Origin of the sequence: Paenibacillus sp. CCS19, assembly GCF_033239625.1 — a bacterium.
GTDB lineage: Bacteria > Bacillota > Bacilli > Paenibacillales > Paenibacillaceae > Paenibacillus_T.
This window is the reverse complement of record NZ_BTCK01000005.1, coordinates 79,736-99,324: the sequence shown is the minus strand read 5'-3', so window position 1 is coordinate 99,324 and position 19,589 is coordinate 79,736. Positions and strand designations below refer to the sequence as shown.

Sequence of the window (19,589 nt, the reverse complement as noted above, 5' to 3'; positions counted from 1 at the left end):
CGTTACCCCCCTACCCTCAAGTTCAATTGCTGCAGCATCGAATCAAAGCTGTGATGCAGCTGCTCCGTCACGAATGCCGGGAAAATCCCGAGCAGCACGACGAGCGCCAGCAGGATGACAATCGGCAGCGCCTCAATGAACCGCGCATCCTTCAAACTCTCGAATCGCGGCTGCATAACACCGAAGCTGACCGCCATCACGGCACGAAGGACATAAACGGCCGTCAGAATAATGCCGATTACCGCAATCGATGCGATGACTTTGTGCGAATCGAACACCCCGAGCAGAGACAACAGCTCGCCTACGAATCCAGACAAGCCCGGCAGGCCGAGCGATGCAAGCCCTGCGGCTAGCAGCGCGCCTGACATAAACGGCATCGATCGGGCCAAGCCGCCCAGCTCATCGAGCTTCGTCGTGCCGGTTCGTTCATAGAAGGCGCCGAGAAGGAGGAACAGCAGCGCAGAGATAAGGCCATGCGAGATCAGCTGGAACACGGCGCCCTGCAAGCCGATCTCATTCAGCGCCGCCAGGCCGAGCAGGACGATGCCCATATGGCTGAGCGAAGAGTAGGCAAGTACAAGCCGAAGCTCCGTCTGCCGGAAGGCAATGACCGCTCCATACAGCAGATTAATTAGACCGAGTATCGCTAGCAGCGTCGCGCATCGGTCCGCTTGTTCCGGGAACAAGAAGAAGCCGAAGCGGATGAGGCCGTAGGCGCCCATTTTGAGCAAAATGCCCGAATGGATCATAACGACTGGCGCCGGCGCTTCCTTGTGAACGTCCAGCATCCACGTATGGAACGGTACGATCGGCAGCTTAATGCCGAAGGCGATCAGCAGCAGCACGAACAGCACCATCTGCATCGTACTCGACAGGTAGAACGGATTCTCGCCCGCCTGCGCCAACTGATTCGCATACGCCTGCGGGTCGGACAAGTTGGCCGCGATAACGTCATAGCTGCCGCTGTACATGAAATGCGCCGCGCCATCCGCGGTCTGCTCGATCGAAAACCCTGCCGTTACAACGAGGATGACGAAGACGACGAGCATAATGGCCGAGCCAAGCCCGTTATACAGCAGAAACCGAATCGCCGCCCGTTCCCGGTCGAATAGTCCCCAGATGCCGACCAGGAACAGCATTGGAATGAGTGTAATCTCGAAGAAAATAAAGAACAGCAATAAGTCCCTTGCCAGGAACACGCCAAGCATGCCGCATTCCAGCACTAACAACCAGAAATAATACGACTTCCATCGTTTGCGGATCGAGGTCGAGGCAAGCGCCGCCATAGACGCTACTATCGTCGTTAGCAGCACAAGCGGCAGCGACAACCCATCAAGACTTAGCGAATAGTCGAAATGCAGATCAAACGCCGCGCCGCCCCCGATTGCCGCCTTATCCAGCGGGATATTGACCCACGATGCCTGCTCATCATAAGCCGTGCCCGGCTTGATCGGATCGTAATCGATATAGAGCACAATGGCGAGCGCGAGCGGCAGCAGCGTAGCTATGATCGCTGTCCAACGCAGCAGCCGCATGCGCTGCGAAGGCATGGCAAGCAGGACAGCCGCGCCTGCCAGCGGCGAGAAGACGAGAAAGGAAAGAATCGGCCAATCGATCGTCATGACCAGAACCTCCTTCCAGCGAATGCAACAACGATGATAATAAGACCGATAATTGCCGCAAGACCGTACGTTTGCACTTGGCCGTTCTGCAGCGAGGCGGTCGTTCGGCCAAGTCCGGATGCAGCAGCTGCCGTCAGTCTAACAACACCGTCTACCACATAGCGGTCAAACAGCCTTATGCCGTGGCTGAGCAATCGATAAGGCCGCACGATAACGACCTCATAGAGATCGTCCATGCGATAGCCCTGTTCCAGCAATCCGGTCGCGCGCGGCATCGATTCTGCAATCGCTCTTGGGCGAATCGTCCGTTTGACATACGCAAGCCATCCCATGTAGATGCCGAGCAGTGAAACGGCCGCGCTAATAATCATCACGATCGGACTGCTGCTCTCCGCTGCTGTGTCATTCCCATTCCCGGCAAGCCAGCCGCTGAACCATTCATTCCACGGCGTATCGACGAAGCCCGCTCCGATCGCCAGCACAGCGAGCAGCGCCATCGGAAGCACCATCACTAGCGGAGATTCATGCACGTGATCCGCAGCCGTTGAAGGCTTGCCTGCAAATACGCGGAAGAAGAGCCGCGACATATAGAGAGCGGTCAGAAGCGCACCAACGATCCCTACCCCGAACAGGAACGGGTTGTGATCCATAGCTGCCGATAAAATAACGTCCTTCGACCAGAAGCCGGAGAATGGCGGAACGCCCGACAACGCCAGCGCCCCGACGCCGAACAATATCGCCGTAATCCGCATCGGCTGTCCAAGCCCGCCGAGCTCTCGAATGTCCTGCTTCGACGTGGCATGGATGATGCTGCCCGCAGCCAGGAACAACAGCGCCTTGAAGAAGGCATGCGTCATCAGGTGGAACATAGCCCCTGTCATGGAGCCAAGACCGAGTGCAAGCATCATGTAACCCAACTGGCTGATGGTCGAATAAGCAAGGATTCGTTTCACATCATGCTGTGCCAGCGCAATCGTTGCGGCGAACAAAGCCGTGAATGCTCCGACGTAGGCCACAATATCCATCGCCGCCGAAGAGGCTTGGAACAACACGAACGTTCGAACAATCAAGAATACGCCGGCCGCTACCATCGTCGCCGCGTGGATGAGGGCACTGATCGGCGTCGGACCTACCATCGCATCAGGCAGCCACACATGCAGCGGGAATTGACCCGATTTGCCCATTGCGCCTATGAAGATGAGCAATGCGATCAGCGTAACAATGCCGTCATCGACTACGCCGGATTGACCGGCAAATACGTTCTGGATCCCTGCGAAGTCGAGCGCATGGCTCGGCATATACCAGAACAGCAGAATAACAGCGAGCAGCAGTCCCGCATCACCGATTCGTGTAACGATGAACGCTTTCTTAGCTGCCGCCTTCGCTTCCGGCTTCTGATACCAGAAGCCGACGAGCAGAAACGAGCAAACGCCGACAAGTTCCCAGCAGATATACAGCAGCAGGATGTTATCGGCAATGACAAGCCCGAGCATCGAGAAAACGAACAGCGATATGTAGCTGTAGAAGACGGTAATCCGCTCATCCGTTTTCATATATCCGGCCGAATAGACGCATACGAGAAAGCTGACGAGCGATACGATCACGAGCATCAGCGATGTCAGATGCGTAATTTCATAGCCGAGCGAGAGCGTTAAACTGCCCATTTTGATCCAATCGATCCGATCCTGAAATTCAATCCCTTCGAGCAGCACGAGAATTGACAAGACAAGCGAACAGAGCGTGCCCGCGGCCCCGATGATCGGTGCCCAGCTTCTCATTCCGCGTCCGAAGGACAGCAGCACTAGAAACGCTGCAAGCGGAAAGAGAGGGACCAGCCACGCCGCCTCTGAATATGCCATTGTACGCTCACCTCCTTAACTCGTCGAATTCATCGGCCTTAACCGTGCCTCTTGCACGGAACAGCGCAATCAGTACCGCAACGCCGACAGCGGCTTCTGCGGCAGCGACCGCGATCGTGAACAGCGCAAACACCTGGCCGGTCAGCGATGGGACTGCTCCGTATTTGGAGAAGGCGACCAGGTTCAAGTTGACTGCGTTAAGCATCAGCTCAATCGACAGCAGCACGACGACGGCGTTCCGCTTGACGAATGCGCCATACAGGCCGATGCAGAACAGAATCGCCGCCATCGTTAAGTAAGATGCAAGCATGCTATTCCGCCTCCTTCTTCGCCAAGACGATAGCGCCGATAAACGCAACGGTCAGCAGCACCGATAAGATCTCGAACGGCAGCACTTGATTGTGGAACAGCATGACGCCAATCGCAGCCGTATTATCTTCCTCCGGCACCATCCTGCCGCCGTCCATCCCTGTGAAATCAGCATCGCGAATCGCATAGAACAACAGTCCGAACAGCGCAAGCGCGCCAACAGCCGCGAGCGTCTCCTTCAGCGGCTTCACCGCCTCGGCCGCCGCGTCCCGGTGATTCGTCATCATGATGCCGAAGATCATCAGAATCGAGATCGCCCCTGCATAGATCAGCACTTGGACGAGTGCGAGAAACTCCGCATCGAGCAAAATGTACATGCCGCCGACGCCAAGAAATACGGCCGCCATCGACATGACCATATGCACCACTTTCGAGGTGCTGATCATCAATACCGCGCCAGCAATGATAAGGACGGCGAAGACGAAGAACGCTGCGTATCCGCCGTCGAAATTAAATGTAAAGCCGCTCATTCATTTGGCGCCTCCCTTCTGCGGCGCTCCAATGTTGTTGTTGTCCTCGCGAACGCGCGTGTTGTTATCCGTCAGCCACTCCCGGTCCTTATACAGCTCGTCGCGGCTGTAGGCGGCCAGCTCGAAGTTGCCGGTCATGACAATCGCCTCGGTTGGACAAACCTCTGTACATAGGTCGCACAAGATACAAATTTCAAAATTGAGATCGAACGTGTCGATCACTTTGCCTTTCTTCTCCGGATCAGGGTTCGGCTTGCCGGTCAGCGTAATGCATTCCGTCGGACAGATGCGCGCGCATTGGTTGCAGACGATGCACAGCTCCGGTATAAAATGCTGAATGCCTCTATACCGCTCCGGCATCAAGTAAGGCGCATCGGGGTACGAGGTCGTCACTTTCGGAGCCGTCAGCGCCTTCAGCGTGACGCCCATTCCTTTCAACATCCCTTTCATACCGTAAGCCTCCTAATGGTTAGATCTAACGCTGGAACAGCTCGTAGAAGAGCGCCGTTAAGAAAATGTTCGCGAGCGACAGCGGAAGCAGCAGCTTCCAGCCGAGGCCCATCAGCTGATCGATGCGAATGCGCGGCAGCGTTGCACGCAGCCAGAACAGGAAGAAGACGATGAAGGCGAATTTCAGCGCGAACCAGATCATGCCCGGTATAAAATCAAGGAACGGCGCAGGCGCATGCCAGCCGCCGAGGAACAGCGTCGTTGCAAGACCTGCGATCGCATAGACGTACACATACTCCGTCAGCATGAAGAAGGCGAAGCGGAAGCCGCTGTACTCGACATGGTACCCTGCGACCAGCTCGGACTCCGCCTCCGGCAGGTCGAACGGCGTCCGGTTGAGTTCGGATATCGCGGCAACGATGAAGACGGCGAACCCGATAATCTGCGGCAGGAAGTTCCAATCCCAGAACCAGCCGCCCGACTGCGCATCGACGATGCCGCGCAGATTAAGCGTCCCGCTCATGAGAATGACGCCGGTGACGGAGATGACAAGCGGCACCTCGTAGCTGATCATCTGCGCTGCGGAGCGCATGCCGCCGAGCAGCGCGTATTTGTTGTTGGACGCCCAGCCGCCAAGCACGATGGCTAGCGTGGAGATGCCAGACAGTGCAACATAATAGAGCAAGCCGACGTTCAGGTCGGCAAAATACAGCTTTTGCGTATAAGGGATAACGGCAAGCACGGCAAAGCTCGGAATGAAAGCCAGCACAGGGGCGAATACAAACAGCAGCCGATCTGCCTTACGCGGAATGGTGTCTTCCTTGATGAGCAGCTTCAGAATATCGGCAACCGACTGCAGCAATCCAAGTGGACCAACGCGGTTCGGTCCCTGGCGAAACTGCATCCAGCCAATGACTTTGCGCTCGAAGTAGATGGCATAGGTGACGAAGCCGAGTACGATAAGCATCAGCACGACACCCCAGAGGAACACGACCAGCGCATCGTACCACGTTACAGGTGAAGCCGACAGCCAATCCATCAGGCATCAACCTCCCCGACGACAATATCGATGCCGCCCAGAATCGTAATGAGGTTGGTCATCGTCTCGCCGACGAGCAGCTTCGGAAGAATTTGCAGGTTTACAAAAGACGGCCTTCGGAACTTCAGCCGATACGGCTCTGCTTTGCCCTTGGAGACGATATGACAGCCGATCTCGCCGCGCGGCGATTCGATCGCCACATACGCTTCGCCCGCCGGCGGACGAATCGCACGCGGCACCTTGCCCATCGTCTCGCCGCCTTCGGGCATTTGAGCCAGCGCTTGTCTGAGGATGCGGAGGCTTTGGCGAATTTCTTCAAGACGGAGCAGGTAACGATCGAAGCAATCGCCGTTCTTGCCGACCGGCACATCGAACTCGAACCGGTCGTATAGGCTGTACGGCTCGCTGCGGCGCAGATCCCATTGGACCCCCGTGCAGCGCAGATTGGCACCGGACAAGCCGTAACGGATTGCCGTCTCCGCGTCATAACGGCCAACGCCTTGGATGCGGGAGAGGAAAATCTCGTTGCCTGTAACGAGCCTGTCGTATTCCTCGACCTTCTTCTCCATATAAGGGACGAACTCGCGGACTTTATCGAGCCAGCCAGGAGGAGCATCCCACTTCACGCCGCCGACTCGCATGTAGTTGTAGGTTAGACGAGCGCCGGACAGCTCATTGAACAGCTGAACGATCGTTTCCCGGTCGCGGAAAGCGAACAGGAACGGGCTCATCGCGCCGATATCAAGCAGATAGGTGCCCCACCAGACGAGATGGCTCGCCACGCGCTGCATCTCCATCACGATCAGACGGAGAAACTCGGCCCGTTCGGGCACTTCGAGTCCCATCATTTTCTCCACCGCATGGCATAACACGTAGTTGTTCGTCATAGCGGACACGTAGTCCATTCGGTCGGTATACGGGATAATTTGCGTAAAATTCAAGTTCTCCGCGAGCTTTTCCGTTCCTCGGTGCAGGTAGCCCATGACAGGCGTCGCTTCGGTGATAATCTCGCCGTCCAGCTTTACGATAATGCGAAACACGCCATGCGTGCTCGGATGCTGCGGACCGACGTTCAGCAGCAGTTCTTCTGTTCGTATCGCGCCCACGTTACACCTCCGGATCAAGCGGCTCGTAATCTTTGCGCAGCGGATGGCCGATCCAGTCGTCCGGCATCATAATGCGCCGCAGATCGGGATGGCCTTTGAATTCGATGCCTAGCAGATCGTAAATTTCGCGCTCGTTCCAGTTGGCTGTCTCCCACACAGGTGTCACGGAATCAAGCACAGGATCGCTGCGATCAGCACGCGCCTTGAGCGCATAACGCTGCCCGCTCGTCATATTGACCAAGTAATGGACGACTTCCATATGCGTCTCATAATCAACGCCGGATACGTTGCGCAGATAGTTGCAGCCCAGCGCACCATGATCACGGAACAGCTCGGCTGTCCGCCGAAGGTATGGCGGACGGATGATAAGCGTCGGCATGTGCGAGCCCAGCTCGTTCACATAGGCCTCCTCGACCGCGTCCGCATCCACGAGCTCGCGGACGAGCGCCGCAGCCGCATCCAGCTGCGGCTGCAGCGGCGACGGCTCCTTCGGCGCCTCCCGCTTCCGCGGCTGCCTTTGTATCGACGCTTTCTTCCCGAACCGCGCTCTCAGACTCACCCTTGCTCTCTACGTTTCCTTCCCCTGCCGAGCTCTCGCTCTCAGCCTTTTCCTCCGTCGTATCTTCCGCTTCGCTTGGCTTCCCTGGCTTTACATCTATCGCATCATCCTGATGCTCGCTCATGCCTTAAGTCACCTGCTTCCCGGTCTTCGCTTCATAGCGAATCTTGTGCTGCAGCTTGTTGATGCCATAAATGAGCGCCGCAGGACTCGGCGGACAGCCTGGAATATAGACGTCGACAGGAACGATCTGATCGACGCCCTTAATAACCGCATAAGACTTCACATAAGGTCCGCCCGCTGTCGCGCATGACCCCATCGCGATGACCCACTTCGGCTCCGGCATCTGATCGTACAGACGACGCAGCAGCGGCCCCATTTTCTTCGTAACGGTTCCCGATACGATCATCACGTCCGCTTGACGCGGCGAAGTGCGGAACATGACCCCGAACCGGTCAAGGTCATAATGCGACGCGCCTGTTCCCATCATCTCAATCGCACAGCATGCAAGACCGAATGTCAGCGGCCATAAGGAGTTGCTTCGCGCCCATGCCTTGACCTGCTCCAGCGTTCCTAGGAACACATTGCGCTCCAGTTCCGCACGCTCTTCCTGCGTAATCCAATCTAAATTGAATTCCATGTCAGCACCTTCTTCTTCCAGGCGTAGGCAAGACCAAGCACAAGCATTGCGGCGAACAGCAGCATCTCCACCATCGCAAAAAGGCCGAGCTTGTTATAAGCAACGGCCCATGGATATAAGAAAACGGTTTCCACATCGAAGATGACAAACATTAGCGCATAGTGATAATAGCGCACGTTAAACCGAACTTGTCCTTCCCCTACAGGCTCATTGCCGCTCTCGTAAGTCGCTTGCTTCGGTTCGGTAGGCTTCGAGGGACGAAGCAAACGTCCGATCGTAAGAGCAGCTACAGGCAGCAGAATTCCTAACAAGATGAAAATCGCAACGATGATGTACTGATTCATGTACATATTCACCCGATCACCTCCATTAGTCATAGCTAGCTACAACGTCTGAACTCGACACCAAGGTAAAAATTACCTCACAATTATAGCAAAACCTGTTAGTAGCGTCTATGAGATCCGCCCTCATAAATGCCATCCCTTGCCAGTACAGCCCTTGTCGCGACAATCCTTCTTGCTCTCGAACATGGGTCAACTGAACGACTACTCGTCTGATATCCCTATTCGCCAGCGGGGCGCCTTATGCCTGCAAGCTGTCCGTTCTTTCATGGAATTCCATCGTTAACTAGTCCTTATGCTCATTAAAAACAACACTGCCTGCCTGATATTAATAGCTTTCGATATTGACAATCGTTCTTGACAATGTCAATGCCAGTACTAAGATATTATAGATATTATTTCTAATAGGAGGAGATTCAGTTGGCCAAACCGTTCATTCACGATAAAGCCAAGTATCATATTAACGAGCACTTTCCAGAGGAACTCTCACCCTTTCAGGCTCATGTCCATACCGGGATGTTCCTGGGCTGGATTATCGATCATCAGTTATACAGCAAATCATTCGAACGAGATGGCGCAGATGAAATTATTAAATTCCATAAACGCGAGTTAACCGGTTCCCAAATCTACGAGCTGTATGACGGCGTCTTCGATTCGGACATGCTAAGCAGCGAAGGCCATGCTTTTGCAATGGCCTACTTCGACTTTGACAACGGGTCCTACTTGAACGATTATTGTGATGAGGTTTTCACTGACCTGAAATCAGTCTTTCATGTCGAGGATACTTGGGACAACTACGACAAACTGAAGGAAGTCATCGACCGTAGATATTCGGAATGGATCAACAAATAGAGAAGAGCGTTCCTGCCAAGGAACGCTCTTTCTTTTCCCCTATTCGACCGCTATGTTTATCCCAGAAAAGCGCGCAGCATCCACAGATGCTTCTGCACTTCTTCTCTCCGCGTAATCAACAAGTCCGCTGTCGGAGGATCGCCTGCTTCGTCGGCAAGTGCCGCCCCCTCGCCCAGCCTGTCCGCAATGCCTGCAAAGTCATCGGCAAGCGAGCGTACCATCGCCGTTGCGTCTTCATTGCCTGAAGCCTCTGTTACTTTAGACTGCTCTAGAAAAGCCTTCATCGTGGACACTGGCTTGCCGCCAAGCGCCAGAATCCGTTCCGCCACTGCATCGACGAATAACGACGCTTCGTTATACAGCTCCTCGAATTTGACATGCAGCGTATAGAAATTCGATCCTTTCACGTTCCAATGATAATCGTGCAGCTTAACGTAAAGCACGCTCCAATCTGCCAACTGACCGTTAAGCACCGCAATTACATTCGTCATTCTCTCATGTCTCCTTTCGAACCCTTCCGATTGTCCTCACCACGTGCGTTTTGCTGCACGCGACACGCAGTCACTTGAACAAAATTAGCATTAATAACAATTCCATGTATTATTCAGCTGGAAAAATGATCAAAATAACGACAAATCAGGAACGGGAGGAGAAGCCGATGACACATCCAAAAGACGAACGAAGCACGCAACCGGATATCGGCGCCGCTCCGTCTTCTGACGCCATGCCCGATAACGGAAATCAGTCAACGAACGGTTCCAGCAGCGATACAACAAATCAGGCTCAGCAAACGTCACAGCAACAGGCAGCCCCAAATCAAGAACTACAAGAGCAGTCATCTAACACAAGCTCGTCCACTGCCAACTCTAATCCTGGCATTCAGATGGAGCCAACTCCTTCTGTCGAGGAAGTACTGACTTATCAGCGTCAGCTGCTCAACATGCCTGTAACAGACAAGCTGCAGGACAGCATTAACACGCTGCGCGAGCTCTATAAGGACTGCAATGACATTATCATTCATGAGTTTGATATTCTGAACGGCCCCGCTGCAACACTTGTGTATTTAGACGGATTAAGCGACATGCGCCTAATCGACCTGCATATCTTAACCCCTCTTCAGCAAATCGGGACTGCCGGGTCGCGTACGAAAGACAATGTTGTCAAATGCATAACCATCTCCGCTATGCTCGAGGCTATGGATTTCGACAACGTCGCTGACAAAATCGGTTATGGGCACGCTGTCTTATTCATTGATGGAATAGCGTCATCCCTCGTGTACGATGTGATCAATCCGATTATTCGTTCGATTGAAGAGCCGGAGGCAGAAACGGTCGTCCGGGGCCCGCGGGAAGGATTTGTGGAGTCGATTCGTACGAATTCGACCATGCTTCGGCGACGTTTGCATACGCCAGCGCTGAAGATGAAGTCGGTCTTCATCGGCCGCTATACGAAGACGGCCACTGTTATTGCCTATATCGAAGGAATCGCTGATCCTAATCTGGTCAAAGAGATGGAAGGAAGACTGTCCGCGATCGATGTGGACGGCATGACCGATACATCGTTAATTGAGGAATGGATTGAGGACAACCCCTTCTCGCCATTCCCGCAGCTCATGTCTACGGAGCGGCCGGATGTTGTCACTGCCCATCTGCTTGAAGGGAAGATTGCACTGATCGCAGATGGGTCGCCCGTTGCACTCATTGCTCCTGCATCTTTCATGAGCATGATGCAATCGCCCGAAGACTTCTATCAGCGGTCGATCGTTGCTACGGCGATAAGGTGGCTGCGTATGCTGTTCTCGCTAATTACGATCTTCGGACCATCCTTCTATGTCGCTGTATTGTCGTATCATCAGGAGATGCTTCCGACTTCTCTGCTGCTTACTATCGCGCAATCGAGAGAAAATATTCCTTTCCCTGCGCTCGTTGAAGCGCTGCTTATGGAAGTCACGTTCGAGGCGCTCCGGGAAGCAGGTATTCGGCTTCCAAGACAAGTGGGCTCTGCGGTAAGTATCGTAGGCGCATTGGTCATCGGACAAGCGGCAATCTCAGCAGGCATTGTATCTTCGCCGATGGTCATGGTCGTTGCGATCACGGCGGTGTCGTCGTTTCTTATTCCGAACTACTCGCTGGGCATCGCCATCCGATTTATCCGATTTCCGATCATGCTGTGCGCAGGAGCACTGGGTCTTTATGGCATCGTCTTAGCCGCACTCGTCATTCTGATCCATCTGATGACGCTGCGCTCGTTCGGCGTACCTTACTTGTCGCCGCTTTCACCCGTTCAGACAAGTCAGCTCAAAGATACGCTAATCCGTACGTCTAGTCCGTATGCGACGACAAGACCTCATCTGACGGGGTCATTCTTTAATCGCATTCGGTTACGCACGGAGCGATATAAGGCAAGGAGGAACTCTTAGCATGCAGCACGCCTGTCGCACATTGTTGATAGTGCTGCTGAGCGGAATTGTGTTATCCGGCTGCTGGGACCGGATGGAAATCAATGATCTCGCGATCATTACGGCTGCCGGAATCGACTTAACCGACAATAACCGTATCAAGCTGTCCGTCCAGCTGTTCGTACCGAACCCGCCATCCTCCGAGCAGTCTGCAACCAGCCCTGCCAGCGGCAGCAATAAAACCGTTGTTAGAGATGCAATTGGTTTAGACATGGCCGACGCAACCGCACGACTGCAGGAGCGACTCTCGAGAAAGGTATTCTGGGGACAAGCCGATGTGTTCGTCTTCGGCGAGAAGCTTGCAAGAAGGGGCATTAAAGAGCCGCTCGACTTCCTTACACGCCATCCCCACCCTAGAGAACGCGCCAATCTGTTCATTAGTGAGGGACCAGCAGAGAATGTACTCAAATGGAATACACCGATTGAGCGCAACAGTGCGGAGACGCTGCGAGAAATGGCCGTACTTCAGACTGGATTAAACATTTCGATTCTGCAAGCGATCGAAGAGTTGTCCGAAGAGGCACACACCGCCGTACTGCCCGTCGTACGCATTCTGCATAGGGACGGCGAGTCTACCCCTTTCGTCAGCGGTTCAGCGACAATCAAAAATCTGCGCATGACCGAGAAACTTGACACGTCGACGACGAGAGGGCTGCTCTGGCTTCGCAATGAAATCAAATCGGCTACGATCACGTCATCGACGGACGGCGGAATTGCTTCTGTCTATCTTTTTCACGCCAATTCTAAGCTTGTCCCGTCCATTAAGAATGGGGAATGGCATATGCGTCTCATCATCGATGCAACCGGCAACTTGAATGAGAACACGACTAAATTGGACACAACCAAGGAAGCCAATGTGGTCAAGCTGCAGCAAGCATTCAAACAAACGCTCCGGAAACGTATCGAGGAAGCGGTCAAGATCGCTCAACAAAGCCGTGTCGATTACCTTGGTTTCGCAGAACAATATTATCGGCATTACCCGAAACAATGGCGCAAAGCGAAAAACAATTGGGATGAACTTTTCCCTAGGGTTGTCGTCGACTACGACATTCGATTAATTATCGCCCGCAACGGTCTGACAGGTGATAACAGAACGCTGCAACAAAGTGAATCACAATGATGCATGTGCTGTTTCTAACCTGTGTCGCGATTATCATCGCCGTAGTCACCTGGTTCGAGTGGCCTTCACTGAACGATACAGCCATAAAATCCGTCTATCTGACGATCGTCATCGCCGTATTCATCCTGACGTTCGTCATTACAATATGGCCTGATACGCCTGGCCCGCTGCAAGGCGTGCGTATGCTCTTCAAGCCGCTCACCTTGCCGTGGATGCGGCGGTAACTTACATTACGCAGTCAAGAGGGGAGGACCCAAATGGAACAAGGGCGCATATCTGCAGCACAGGTTGCCATTCTATCGTTCATGGCTACTTCGGCAACATCGCTTTTAACAGCACCTACAGTCGCGTCTGCCGTCGCCAAGCAGGATATGTGGCTCTCGCCATTATTGGCCTCCTCTGTCGGGTTTCTAATCGTATGGCTTTTAGTCAAACTGAATCAGGCTTATCCGGAGCAGACTCTGATTCAATATATGAAGAAGCTCCTTGGCCGGCCGTTAGGCATCGCTGTCGGGCTGCTGTATCTGTTGTTCATCATTCATACGACGGCGAACGTATTGCGTCAGTTTACCGATTTTCTGAAGCTGACATTCTTATTAACGACCCCTGCATTCGTGATTGCAGCCAGTATGCTGCTTGTATGTGCGCTAATCGTACGGGGCGGCGTCGAAACGGTAGCACGATTTGCCATGCTTATGCTTCCGGTAGTCCTTACGCTTATTCTCATGGTCTATATGCCAAGCATTATGGACATTGACTACCATAATTTCGAGCCTGTGCTGAGCGAAGGACTCGGACCTCCAATGAATGGTGCATTTCGGCTCATGTCATGGGTGCCCGTGTTTACCTTTATGAATTTCTACCTTCCATTCGTATCGAATAAGCGGCATATGCTTTGGTGGGCTTTCGGGTCCGTTACTATTTTTACAATAATCATCTTCGTCACCTTCATTATCGTGTATGCGATCATTGGCGCTGCAACCCCTATCTACGTCTATCCCTTCATGGTGCTGGCGCGGTTCATTAGTCTGACTGAATTCTTCGAGCACCTTGAATCGCTTGTGATGATGGTTTGGGTCATCGAGATTGTCGTTCGCATTACATTCGGTTTATTCAGTGCCTCCATCGGGCTTGCACAGTGCTTAGGACTGCCGCAATACCGTCCGCTTGTCATGCCCGTGAGTATGATCATGATATTGTTTAGCTACTGGGGTATAGGGAATGCGGAATTCGTATTCTCTCCCGAGATCGTGATCTATTACCTGGTGTTCGGATTGCTGCTGCCCGCTCTTCTCTACCTGTTATCGCAGATTAAACAGCGATTCGGTAAACAACAGAACGACCAAGAAAAGAAGGGTGAATATGCCGTATGAATCTCTCGAAGACCCACATCGTCGTTATTGTAGTAGTTGCCGCTCTCATGCTGCTGTTTGATTGGCGGGGACTCAAGGATGTTCGGACGAAAACAGCCTATTTCATCCTCTATATACCAGGGTTCACGCTGGCCATTCTGCTGGTGATCAACCCCAGTCTTCCTGGCCCGGTTCAATGGATGCGGCCGCTGTTTGCGCCATTGGCGAAGTTATTATTCAAATCGTAACGACTAAGGACCACTCGACGACTAAGGAGAATTGCGATATGGAAGCCGGTAAAATATCTTCAGCTCAGCTTGCCTGCATGCTGTATCTGTCGCTGCTGGCAACGGCTACGTTGTCATCTCCTTCGCTTGCATACGACGTGGCGCGCACCGACATGTGGATGACGCCTGTGGTCGGCTGCATTACCGGATTTGCGACCATCTATATCGCGCTTTCGCTTCATCGTCGGTATCCAGGCCTCACTTTTGTCCAATATTGTGAGCTTATTCTGGGACCTGTCATCGGCAAGTTTATAAGTCTCACGTTCTTGATCGTATGCCTAATGATGAATGCCAATCAGCTTCGACAGTTTGCCGAGCTTATGAGTATGGCCTTCATGGCGAATACTCCTATCGTTGTGTTTGCGACCACGATGGTGTTGGTCAGTTCAATCGCCGTCCGACTCGGCATTGAGGTGATTGGACGATTAGCGCTTACTTTCACGCCTCTTATCGTTGTCATCGTCGTGGTGCTCATCCTCCCTCTTGTCCGAGAGATGGAACCGGATCAAATACTCCCTTTCATGGATAAAGGAATAGCACCCGTTATTCGAGGAGCCATTTCATTGCAGCTATGGTTCCCTATATATACCTATATATCGATGTTCTTGCCATACGTATCGAATAAGGATAATAACAAAGGCCGACTATACTGGGCAGTCGGCTGGTCGGTCGTCACGTTCATCTTAACGTTCTTCTATGTATTGATGGCATTAGGTTCAGCTACCAGCTTCTTCGACTACCCGTTTCTGCTGCTTAGTCGGTTCGTATCGATCGGAACCTTCATGACGCATCTCGATTCCCTTATTATGCTCGTATGGGTGATCGATGTTTTCATTCGAACGATCGTCATGTATTACGCCGCAACCAGCGGCATAGCACAATGGTTCAAGCTGCGATCGTACAAGCCGCTCACGTTACCCGTCGGATTAGCGATTGTATTGCTCGCCTTCTGGTCCATTCCCGATGCTACAACCTATAACGAAAGCATAGGTCACGTTATTCTTTTCTACTACATTTATGCCCACCTCTGCCTCCCGATTGTGTTGTTTATAGTCGCAGTCTTGAGAGGCAATAAGCGCGAGAGCCATTCATAAGGAGGTTGCCATATGCCCAAAACAATCGTCTCGCCTATTCAGATTGCCGCCCTGCTGTTCATGGGCGTGCTGTCAACCTCCATGCTGTCCGCCCCAAACGCCACTTTCGTACAAGCCGGAAGAGATATGTGGCTGTCGGCCGTCATCGTGCCCTTTTTCAGCTATATTCTCATCTCTACTGTAGTCGCGCTGCACCGACTGTTTCCCGGACGCAATCTTATTCAATACAGCGTCACGATTCTTGGTGCCCCGGTGGGCAAAGCGCTCGGATTCCTATTCCTCTTCAATGCGTTAGTGCTCAACGGCAATCAATCGAGACAATTCATTGATTTTGTGTCGATGAGCTATTTCACCCGAACGCCAAGCATCGTATTTGTAATAAGCCTAATCCTTATTGCGGGACTTGCCATTCGTAGCGGCGTCGAGATCATCGCCCGAATTGCCGGACTTCTCACGCCCATTATCATATTCATCATTCTGACCATCATTCTGCCGCTCACCTATTCGATAGATCTAGAGAATCTCTTGCCATTAATGGAGCATGGATTCGTCCCAGTCGGTCGAGGTGCCGTAGCGCTCAACCTATGGTTCTCCATGTATGTCTACTTAACGTTTTTCCTCCCGCATGTTAAATCGAATGCTGACATGCAGCGTTGGGGATGGATTTCTTCGACAGCTGCCGCCCTCTGCTTGCTGTTTACTTTCATCTATACAATCGGCATTATGGGCAGTGCGCTTGATGCGTTCACCTATCCCTTCATGGTCATCAGCCGTTATACGCAAGCCTTCGAGTTTCTTGCCCATCTGGATTCGCTTGTCATGCTATTCTGGGTACTCGACGTGTTTCTTCGCGCATGCATGACCTATTACTGCGTGGTCGTCGGCTTCGCACACTTATTCGGCCTGAAGGATCACACCTCTCTGATCCTTCCTATTGGTGTTCTGGCCATCATCTTTACTTATTGGTCTACGCCGAATACCATTGTTTTTGCCAGCTCTGCGCCATTGGTCGCGGTCAGCTACAATCTCTTTAACTTTGTCTATCCGCTTATCCTGCTTACTGTTGCGAAGCTTAGAGGCTTTGCAGCTCAATCAACGAACTAAAAAAAGACCGCAGCCGCTAATCGCGTCTGCAGTCTTAACCCCGTCCTATCTGCTACCTATTACCTGCCTCGTCCGAACAATTGCTTAACCCTGCCCCATGCTCCATCCGGTGCGGCAGAGGAGACTGGGGCTGTCTGAATGGGCGCATTATCAAGCAGCAATTGTGCATTTCTTTTATAATAATTAACCGTCTGTGCACCCATCTTCTCTTGAATGGCTTGATAAGCTTCTCGCAGACAGAAATATCTCTTCGTTACATGGTGCGCATCGGATGCTACGAAATGAATGAGCCCTTGTCTGCACATCGTCCAAGCTGTCTTCTCTACCCCTCGGCCAAATATACCGATCAGCGAATGAGCAGTTACTTGTGCAAATGCACCGCAATCAATAAGCCGCTTCAACAGGCCGATATCCGCTGCAAGCTCACGGTTACGTTCTGGATGGGCAATAATGGGCGTAATGCCCTTAAGCGTAAGTTCATAGACCAGTTCCTCTGTTCCCTCTGGCACTCGTCCAGACGGAAGCTCTATTAACATATATTTCGTACCGCTTAGCGTCAAAAGTCCTCCGCGCTTTCCCTGCTCCCAGCTGTCTAGCAGCTCTTGATGAATTCGAATCTCTTGACCCGAATGAACCTGCAGTGGAATAGCCGCTAATATCAATCGTTCATTCATTTGTTCCACCAGTGATAGAATGCCTTCAGCCGGGTTATGATACTGCTCATGAGCATGATGCGGCGTAGCAATGACGGTCGTAATTCCATTCGCCACTGCGTTCCGTGCAAGTTCCAGTGCTTCTTCCCAGTTCCTTGGGCCATCGTCAATACCAGGGAGAATATGATTATGTATATCAATCATAGCTGTTCGCTCCGATCTGCATTCTTTAACTACTCTATGATAACACAAAAACACCGCCGAGCTTAAGCTCGGCGGTGTTTCTATACAAGAGGCAAATGATTATTTGCCGTTTACATTGATACGGTTGATCGCACGCTGCAGAGAAAGTTCTGCACGCTTGAAGTCAACGTTATCGGCCTTCGCGTTCATACGCTCTTCAGCACGTTTCTTCGCAGCCTCAGCACGAGCAACATCGATCTCGGCAGCGAGCTCAGCGCTCTCTGCCAGAATGACGACTTTATCCTTGCGGATTTCGATGAAACCGCCGGATACAGCGAAAGTTTCCGTTGCGCCGTCTTTCTTCACGATGACTGGTGCGATGCGAAGCGGAGTAACGAGCGGAATGTGATTCGGCAGAATGCCGAGCTCACCGTCTGCGCCCTTTACGCTCACCATGTTGACTTCCTGCGCGTAAACTTTACGCTCAGGCGTAACGATTTCTAGTAAAAGGGTACTCATTTGGCTTCCTCCCGCCTAACGCCTTACAGCGTTTTAGCTTTCGCCACTGCGTCTTCGATCGTACCAACGTTATGGAACGCGGATTCTGGAAGGCTGTCATGCTTGCCTTCGAGAATTTCTTTGAAGCTGCGAACCGTATCCTTGATTGGCACATATACACCTGGGATACCGTTGAACGGCTCTGCAACGTGCAGCGGTTGGGACAGGAAGTTCTGGATACGACGCGCACGGAGTACGATCAGCTTGTCTTCTTCAGACAGCTCATCCATACCGAGGATTGCGATGATATCAAGAAGCTCTTTGTAACGCTGCAGAATTTTCTTAACGCCTTGCGCTACTTGGTAGTGCTCTTCGCCAAGAATTTCTGGCGTCAGGATACGGGACGACGATGCAAGCGGGTCAACGGCCGGGAAGATACCCATTGCCGCGATGCTGCGCTCAAGGTTAGTCGTTGCGTCCAAGTGAGCAAACGCCGTTGCTGGAGCCGGGTCCGTATAGTCATCGGCAGGAACGTAGATTGCTTGGATGGAAGTAACGGAACCTTTCTTCGTCGACGTGATACGCTCTTGCAGCTGACCCATCTCCGTAGCGAGCGTTGGTTGGTAACCTACTGCCGACGGCATACGGCCGAGCAATGCGGATACTTCGGAACCTGCTTGCGTGAAACGGAAGATGTTATCGATCAGAAGAAGTACGTCACGGCCTTCTTGGTCACGGAAATATTCAGCCATCGTCAGACCCGTCAGGGCTACGCGAAGACGTGCACCTGGAGGCTCGTTCATCTGACCGAATACCATCGCTGTTTTGTTGATAACGCCGGAATCGCTCATCTCGTGGTAAAGGTCATTACCTTCACGAGTACGTTCGCCGACGCCGGCGAATACGGAGATACCGCCGAGCTCTTGTGCGATGTTGTGGATCAGTTCTTGCAGCGTTACCGTTTTACCTACGCCTGCACCGCCGAAGAGACCGATTTTGCCGCCCTTCGCGTATGGAGCCATGAGGTCGATAACTTTAATACCCGTAACGAGCATCTCTTGCTGCGTCGAAAGTTCTTCAAACGTTGGCGCTTCGCGGTGAATTGGGCTTGCAATCGAACGGTCTACTGCACCGCTGTTATCGATTGGATCACCAAGTACGTTGAATACGCGGCCCAGCGTTGCAGGACCTACTGGTACCGTAATAGCAGCACCCGTATCGACAGCTTCCGTACCGCGAACCAGACCGTCCGTGGACGACATTGCTACGGCACGAACCATATTGTCACCAAGGTGAGTAGCGACTTCAACCGTCAGGTTGATATCGACTTCGCCTGGGTTTTGAGCTTTCTTCTCAATCTTGATTGCATTCAGGATATCAGGCAGTTGGCCATTGTCGAATGCAATGTCAACAACCGGACCCATTACCTGAACTACGCGTCCCTTGCTCATTCCTGTACCTCCTTATGGTTGTCATTCGCAGGCCTCTTTACCGCACCACGGTCAAGCAGTGCGGCCTGTCAGAGGTCGCATT

The 19,589-nt window shown here is 52.7% G+C and carries 22 protein-coding genes; 8 read left to right on the top strand and 14 right to left on the bottom strand.

Going from position 1 to position 19,589, the window contains the following annotated elements:
• Positions 1-2: 2 nt before the first annotated feature.
• The 10 genes from SBI19_RS06280 to SBI19_RS06235 form a co-directional block, all read right to left on the bottom strand.
• Complete coding sequence (locus SBI19_RS06280; protein ID WP_317966066.1) at positions 3-1,622, bottom strand: complex I subunit 4 family protein; 1,620 nt, start codon at positions 1,620-1,622, stop codon at positions 3-5.
• Entirely contained in the window at positions 1,619-3,481 is a 1,863-nt protein-coding gene (nuoL, locus tag SBI19_RS06275) for an NADH-quinone oxidoreductase subunit L (protein WP_317966064.1), read from the bottom strand. Before nuoL ends, SBI19_RS06280 begins: the two co-directional genes overlap by 4 nt.
• A 7-nt stretch (positions 3,482-3,488) precedes the next feature.
• Positions 3,489-3,791 (bottom strand): NADH-quinone oxidoreductase subunit NuoK, encoded by a 303-nt coding sequence (gene nuoK, locus SBI19_RS06270; RefSeq protein WP_317966062.1) that lies wholly within the window; start codon positions 3,789-3,791, stop codon positions 3,489-3,491.
• A 1-nt stretch (position 3,792) separates the two neighbouring features.
• Positions 3,793-4,320, bottom strand: coding sequence for an NADH-quinone oxidoreductase subunit J (locus SBI19_RS06265; RefSeq protein WP_317966060.1), 528 nt, complete (start codon positions 4,318-4,320; stop codon positions 3,793-3,795).
• A complete protein-coding gene (gene nuoI / locus SBI19_RS06260; RefSeq protein WP_317966058.1) occupies positions 4,321-4,770 on the bottom strand; it encodes an NADH-quinone oxidoreductase subunit NuoI in 450 nt (149 codons plus the stop codon).
• A 25-nt stretch (positions 4,771-4,795) separates the two neighbouring features.
• The gene (nuoH, locus tag SBI19_RS06255; RefSeq protein ID WP_317966056.1) at positions 4,796-5,809 is read right to left on the bottom strand and encodes an NADH-quinone oxidoreductase subunit NuoH; all 1,014 of its coding nucleotides are present in this window, start codon (positions 5,807-5,809) and stop codon (positions 4,796-4,798) included.
• Positions 5,809-6,915 (bottom strand): NADH-quinone oxidoreductase subunit D, encoded by a 1,107-nt coding sequence (locus tag SBI19_RS06250; protein WP_317966054.1) that lies wholly within the window; start codon positions 6,913-6,915, stop codon positions 5,809-5,811. The genes nuoH and SBI19_RS06250 overlap by 1 nt, the downstream gene beginning before the upstream one ends.
• A 1-nt stretch (position 6,916) precedes the next feature.
• A complete protein-coding gene (locus SBI19_RS06245; RefSeq protein WP_317966052.1) occupies positions 6,917-7,474 on the bottom strand; it encodes an NADH-quinone oxidoreductase subunit C in 558 nt (185 codons plus the stop codon).
• 127 nt (positions 7,475-7,601) lie between these two features.
• The gene (locus SBI19_RS06240) at positions 7,602-8,114 is read right to left on the bottom strand and encodes a NuoB/complex I 20 kDa subunit family protein (protein ID WP_317966050.1); all 513 of its coding nucleotides are present in this window, start codon (positions 8,112-8,114) and stop codon (positions 7,602-7,604) included.
• Positions 8,099-8,464 (bottom strand): NADH-quinone oxidoreductase subunit A, encoded by a 366-nt coding sequence (locus tag SBI19_RS06235; protein WP_317966262.1) that lies wholly within the window; start codon positions 8,462-8,464, stop codon positions 8,099-8,101. The genes SBI19_RS06240 and SBI19_RS06235 overlap by 16 nt, the downstream gene beginning before the upstream one ends.
• A 411-nt stretch (positions 8,465-8,875) precedes the next feature.
• On the opposite strand from SBI19_RS06235, the gene SBI19_RS06230 reads away from it, so the two are divergent.
• On the top strand, positions 8,876-9,307 hold the full coding sequence (locus SBI19_RS06230) for a DUF7832 domain-containing protein (RefSeq protein WP_317966048.1): 432 nt from the start codon (positions 8,876-8,878) through the stop codon (positions 9,305-9,307).
• 56 nt (positions 9,308-9,363) lie between these two features.
• On the opposite strand, the gene SBI19_RS06225 is transcribed toward SBI19_RS06230, so the two are convergent.
• On the bottom strand, positions 9,364-9,798 hold the full coding sequence (locus SBI19_RS06225) for a Dps family protein (RefSeq protein ID WP_317966046.1): 435 nt from the start codon (positions 9,796-9,798) through the stop codon (positions 9,364-9,366).
• 167 nt (positions 9,799-9,965) lie between these two features.
• Here SBI19_RS06225 and SBI19_RS06220 point away from each other — a divergent pair, with 167 nt between their 5' ends.
• From SBI19_RS06220 to SBI19_RS06190, 7 genes are read left to right on the top strand one after another with little or no spacing between them, the layout of a single operon-like run.
• Complete coding sequence (locus tag SBI19_RS06220; protein ID WP_317966044.1) at positions 9,966-11,726, top strand: spore germination protein; 1,761 nt, start codon at positions 9,966-9,968, stop codon at positions 11,724-11,726.
• Between the two features lies 1 nt (position 11,727).
• Positions 11,728-12,885 carry a Ger(x)C family spore germination protein gene (locus SBI19_RS06215; RefSeq protein ID WP_317966042.1) on the top strand — a complete coding sequence of 386 codons (1,158 nt, stop codon included), beginning with the start codon at positions 11,728-11,730 and terminating at the stop codon, positions 12,883-12,885.
• Positions 12,882-13,109, top strand: coding sequence for a hypothetical protein (locus SBI19_RS06210; RefSeq protein WP_317966040.1), 228 nt, complete (start codon positions 12,882-12,884; stop codon positions 13,107-13,109). The genes SBI19_RS06215 and SBI19_RS06210 overlap by 4 nt, the downstream gene beginning before the upstream one ends.
• Positions 13,110-13,142: 33 nt before the next feature.
• Positions 13,143-14,258, top strand: coding sequence for a GerAB/ArcD/ProY family transporter (locus SBI19_RS06205; RefSeq protein WP_317966038.1), 1,116 nt, complete (start codon positions 13,143-13,145; stop codon positions 14,256-14,258).
• The gene (locus SBI19_RS06200) at positions 14,255-14,485 is read left to right on the top strand and encodes a hypothetical protein (RefSeq protein ID WP_317966036.1); all 231 of its coding nucleotides are present in this window, start codon (positions 14,255-14,257) and stop codon (positions 14,483-14,485) included. Before SBI19_RS06205 ends, SBI19_RS06200 begins: the two co-directional genes overlap by 4 nt.
• Before the next feature lie 38 nt (positions 14,486-14,523).
• Positions 14,524-15,618 carry a GerAB/ArcD/ProY family transporter gene (locus SBI19_RS06195; RefSeq protein ID WP_317966034.1) on the top strand — a complete coding sequence of 365 codons (1,095 nt, stop codon included), beginning with the start codon at positions 14,524-14,526 and terminating at the stop codon, positions 15,616-15,618.
• A 12-nt stretch (positions 15,619-15,630) separates the two neighbouring features.
• Complete coding sequence (locus tag SBI19_RS06190; protein WP_317966032.1) at positions 15,631-16,722, top strand: GerAB/ArcD/ProY family transporter; 1,092 nt, start codon at positions 15,631-15,633, stop codon at positions 16,720-16,722.
• Positions 16,723-16,781: 59 nt separating this feature from the next.
• On the opposite strand, the gene SBI19_RS06185 is transcribed toward SBI19_RS06190, so the two are convergent.
• The 3 genes from SBI19_RS06185 to atpD form a co-directional block, all read right to left on the bottom strand.
• Positions 16,782-17,579, bottom strand: coding sequence for a tyrosine-protein phosphatase (locus SBI19_RS06185; RefSeq protein ID WP_317966030.1), 798 nt, complete (start codon positions 17,577-17,579; stop codon positions 16,782-16,784).
• A gap of 99 nt (positions 17,580-17,678) precedes the next feature.
• Entirely contained in the window at positions 17,679-18,077 is a 399-nt protein-coding gene (locus SBI19_RS06180) for a F0F1 ATP synthase subunit epsilon (RefSeq protein ID WP_317966028.1), read from the bottom strand.
• 23 nt (positions 18,078-18,100) lie between these two features.
• A complete protein-coding gene (gene atpD / locus SBI19_RS06175) occupies positions 18,101-19,507 on the bottom strand; it encodes a F0F1 ATP synthase subunit beta (RefSeq protein ID WP_317966026.1) in 1,407 nt (468 codons plus the stop codon).
• Positions 19,508-19,589 lie beyond the last annotated feature (82 nt).

What these genes read in the sequence shown, in the direction of transcription:
- SBI19_RS06200 (WP_317966036.1), top strand. Translation starts at nt 14,255, where the DNA reads ATGAATCTCTCGAAGACCCACATCGTCGTTATTGTAGTAGTTGCCGCT.
- SBI19_RS06205 (WP_317966038.1), top strand. Translation starts at nt 13,143, where the DNA reads ATGGAACAAGGGCGCATATCTGCAGCACAGGTTGCCATTCTATCGTTC.
- nuoI (WP_317966058.1), bottom strand. Translation starts at nt 4,770, where the DNA reads ATGAAAGGGATGTTGAAAGGAATGGGCGTCACGCTGAAGGCGCTGACG.
- SBI19_RS06210 (WP_317966040.1), top strand. Translation starts at nt 12,882, where the DNA reads ATGATGCATGTGCTGTTTCTAACCTGTGTCGCGATTATCATCGCCGTA.
- nuoK (WP_317966062.1), bottom strand. Translation starts at nt 3,791, where the DNA reads ATGCTTGCATCTTACTTAACGATGGCGGCGATTCTGTTCTGCATCGGC.
- SBI19_RS06215 (WP_317966042.1), top strand. Translation starts at nt 11,728, where the DNA reads ATGCAGCACGCCTGTCGCACATTGTTGATAGTGCTGCTGAGCGGAATT.
- SBI19_RS06220 (WP_317966044.1), top strand. Translation starts at nt 9,966, where the DNA reads ATGACACATCCAAAAGACGAACGAAGCACGCAACCGGATATCGGCGCC.
- SBI19_RS06225 (WP_317966046.1), bottom strand. Translation starts at nt 9,798, where the DNA reads ATGACGAATGTAATTGCGGTGCTTAACGGTCAGTTGGCAGATTGGAGC.
- SBI19_RS06185 (WP_317966030.1), bottom strand. Translation starts at nt 17,579, where the DNA reads ATGATTGATATACATAATCATATTCTCCCTGGTATTGACGATGGCCCA.
- atpD (WP_317966026.1), bottom strand. Translation starts at nt 19,507, where the DNA reads ATGAGCAAGGGACGCGTAGTTCAGGTAATGGGTCCGGTTGTTGACATT.
- SBI19_RS06265 (WP_317966060.1), bottom strand. Translation starts at nt 4,320, where the DNA reads ATGAGCGGCTTTACATTTAATTTCGACGGCGGATACGCAGCGTTCTTC.
- SBI19_RS06240 (WP_317966050.1), bottom strand. Translation starts at nt 8,114, where the DNA reads ATGGAATTCAATTTAGATTGGATTACGCAGGAAGAGCGTGCGGAACTG.
- nuoH (WP_317966056.1), bottom strand. Translation starts at nt 5,809, where the DNA reads ATGGATTGGCTGTCGGCTTCACCTGTAACGTGGTACGATGCGCTGGTC.
- nuoL (WP_317966064.1), bottom strand. Translation starts at nt 3,481, where the DNA reads ATGGCATATTCAGAGGCGGCGTGGCTGGTCCCTCTCTTTCCGCTTGCA.
- SBI19_RS06280 (WP_317966066.1), bottom strand. Translation starts at nt 1,622, where the DNA reads ATGACGATCGATTGGCCGATTCTTTCCTTTCTCGTCTTCTCGCCGCTG.
- SBI19_RS06180 (WP_317966028.1), bottom strand. Translation starts at nt 18,077, where the DNA reads ATGAGTACCCTTTTACTAGAAATCGTTACGCCTGAGCGTAAAGTTTAC.
- SBI19_RS06195 (WP_317966034.1), top strand. Translation starts at nt 14,524, where the DNA reads ATGGAAGCCGGTAAAATATCTTCAGCTCAGCTTGCCTGCATGCTGTAT.
- SBI19_RS06235 (WP_317966262.1), bottom strand. Translation starts at nt 8,464, where the DNA reads ATGTACATGAATCAGTACATCATCGTTGCGATTTTCATCTTGTTAGGA.
- SBI19_RS06190 (WP_317966032.1), top strand. Translation starts at nt 15,631, where the DNA reads ATGCCCAAAACAATCGTCTCGCCTATTCAGATTGCCGCCCTGCTGTTC.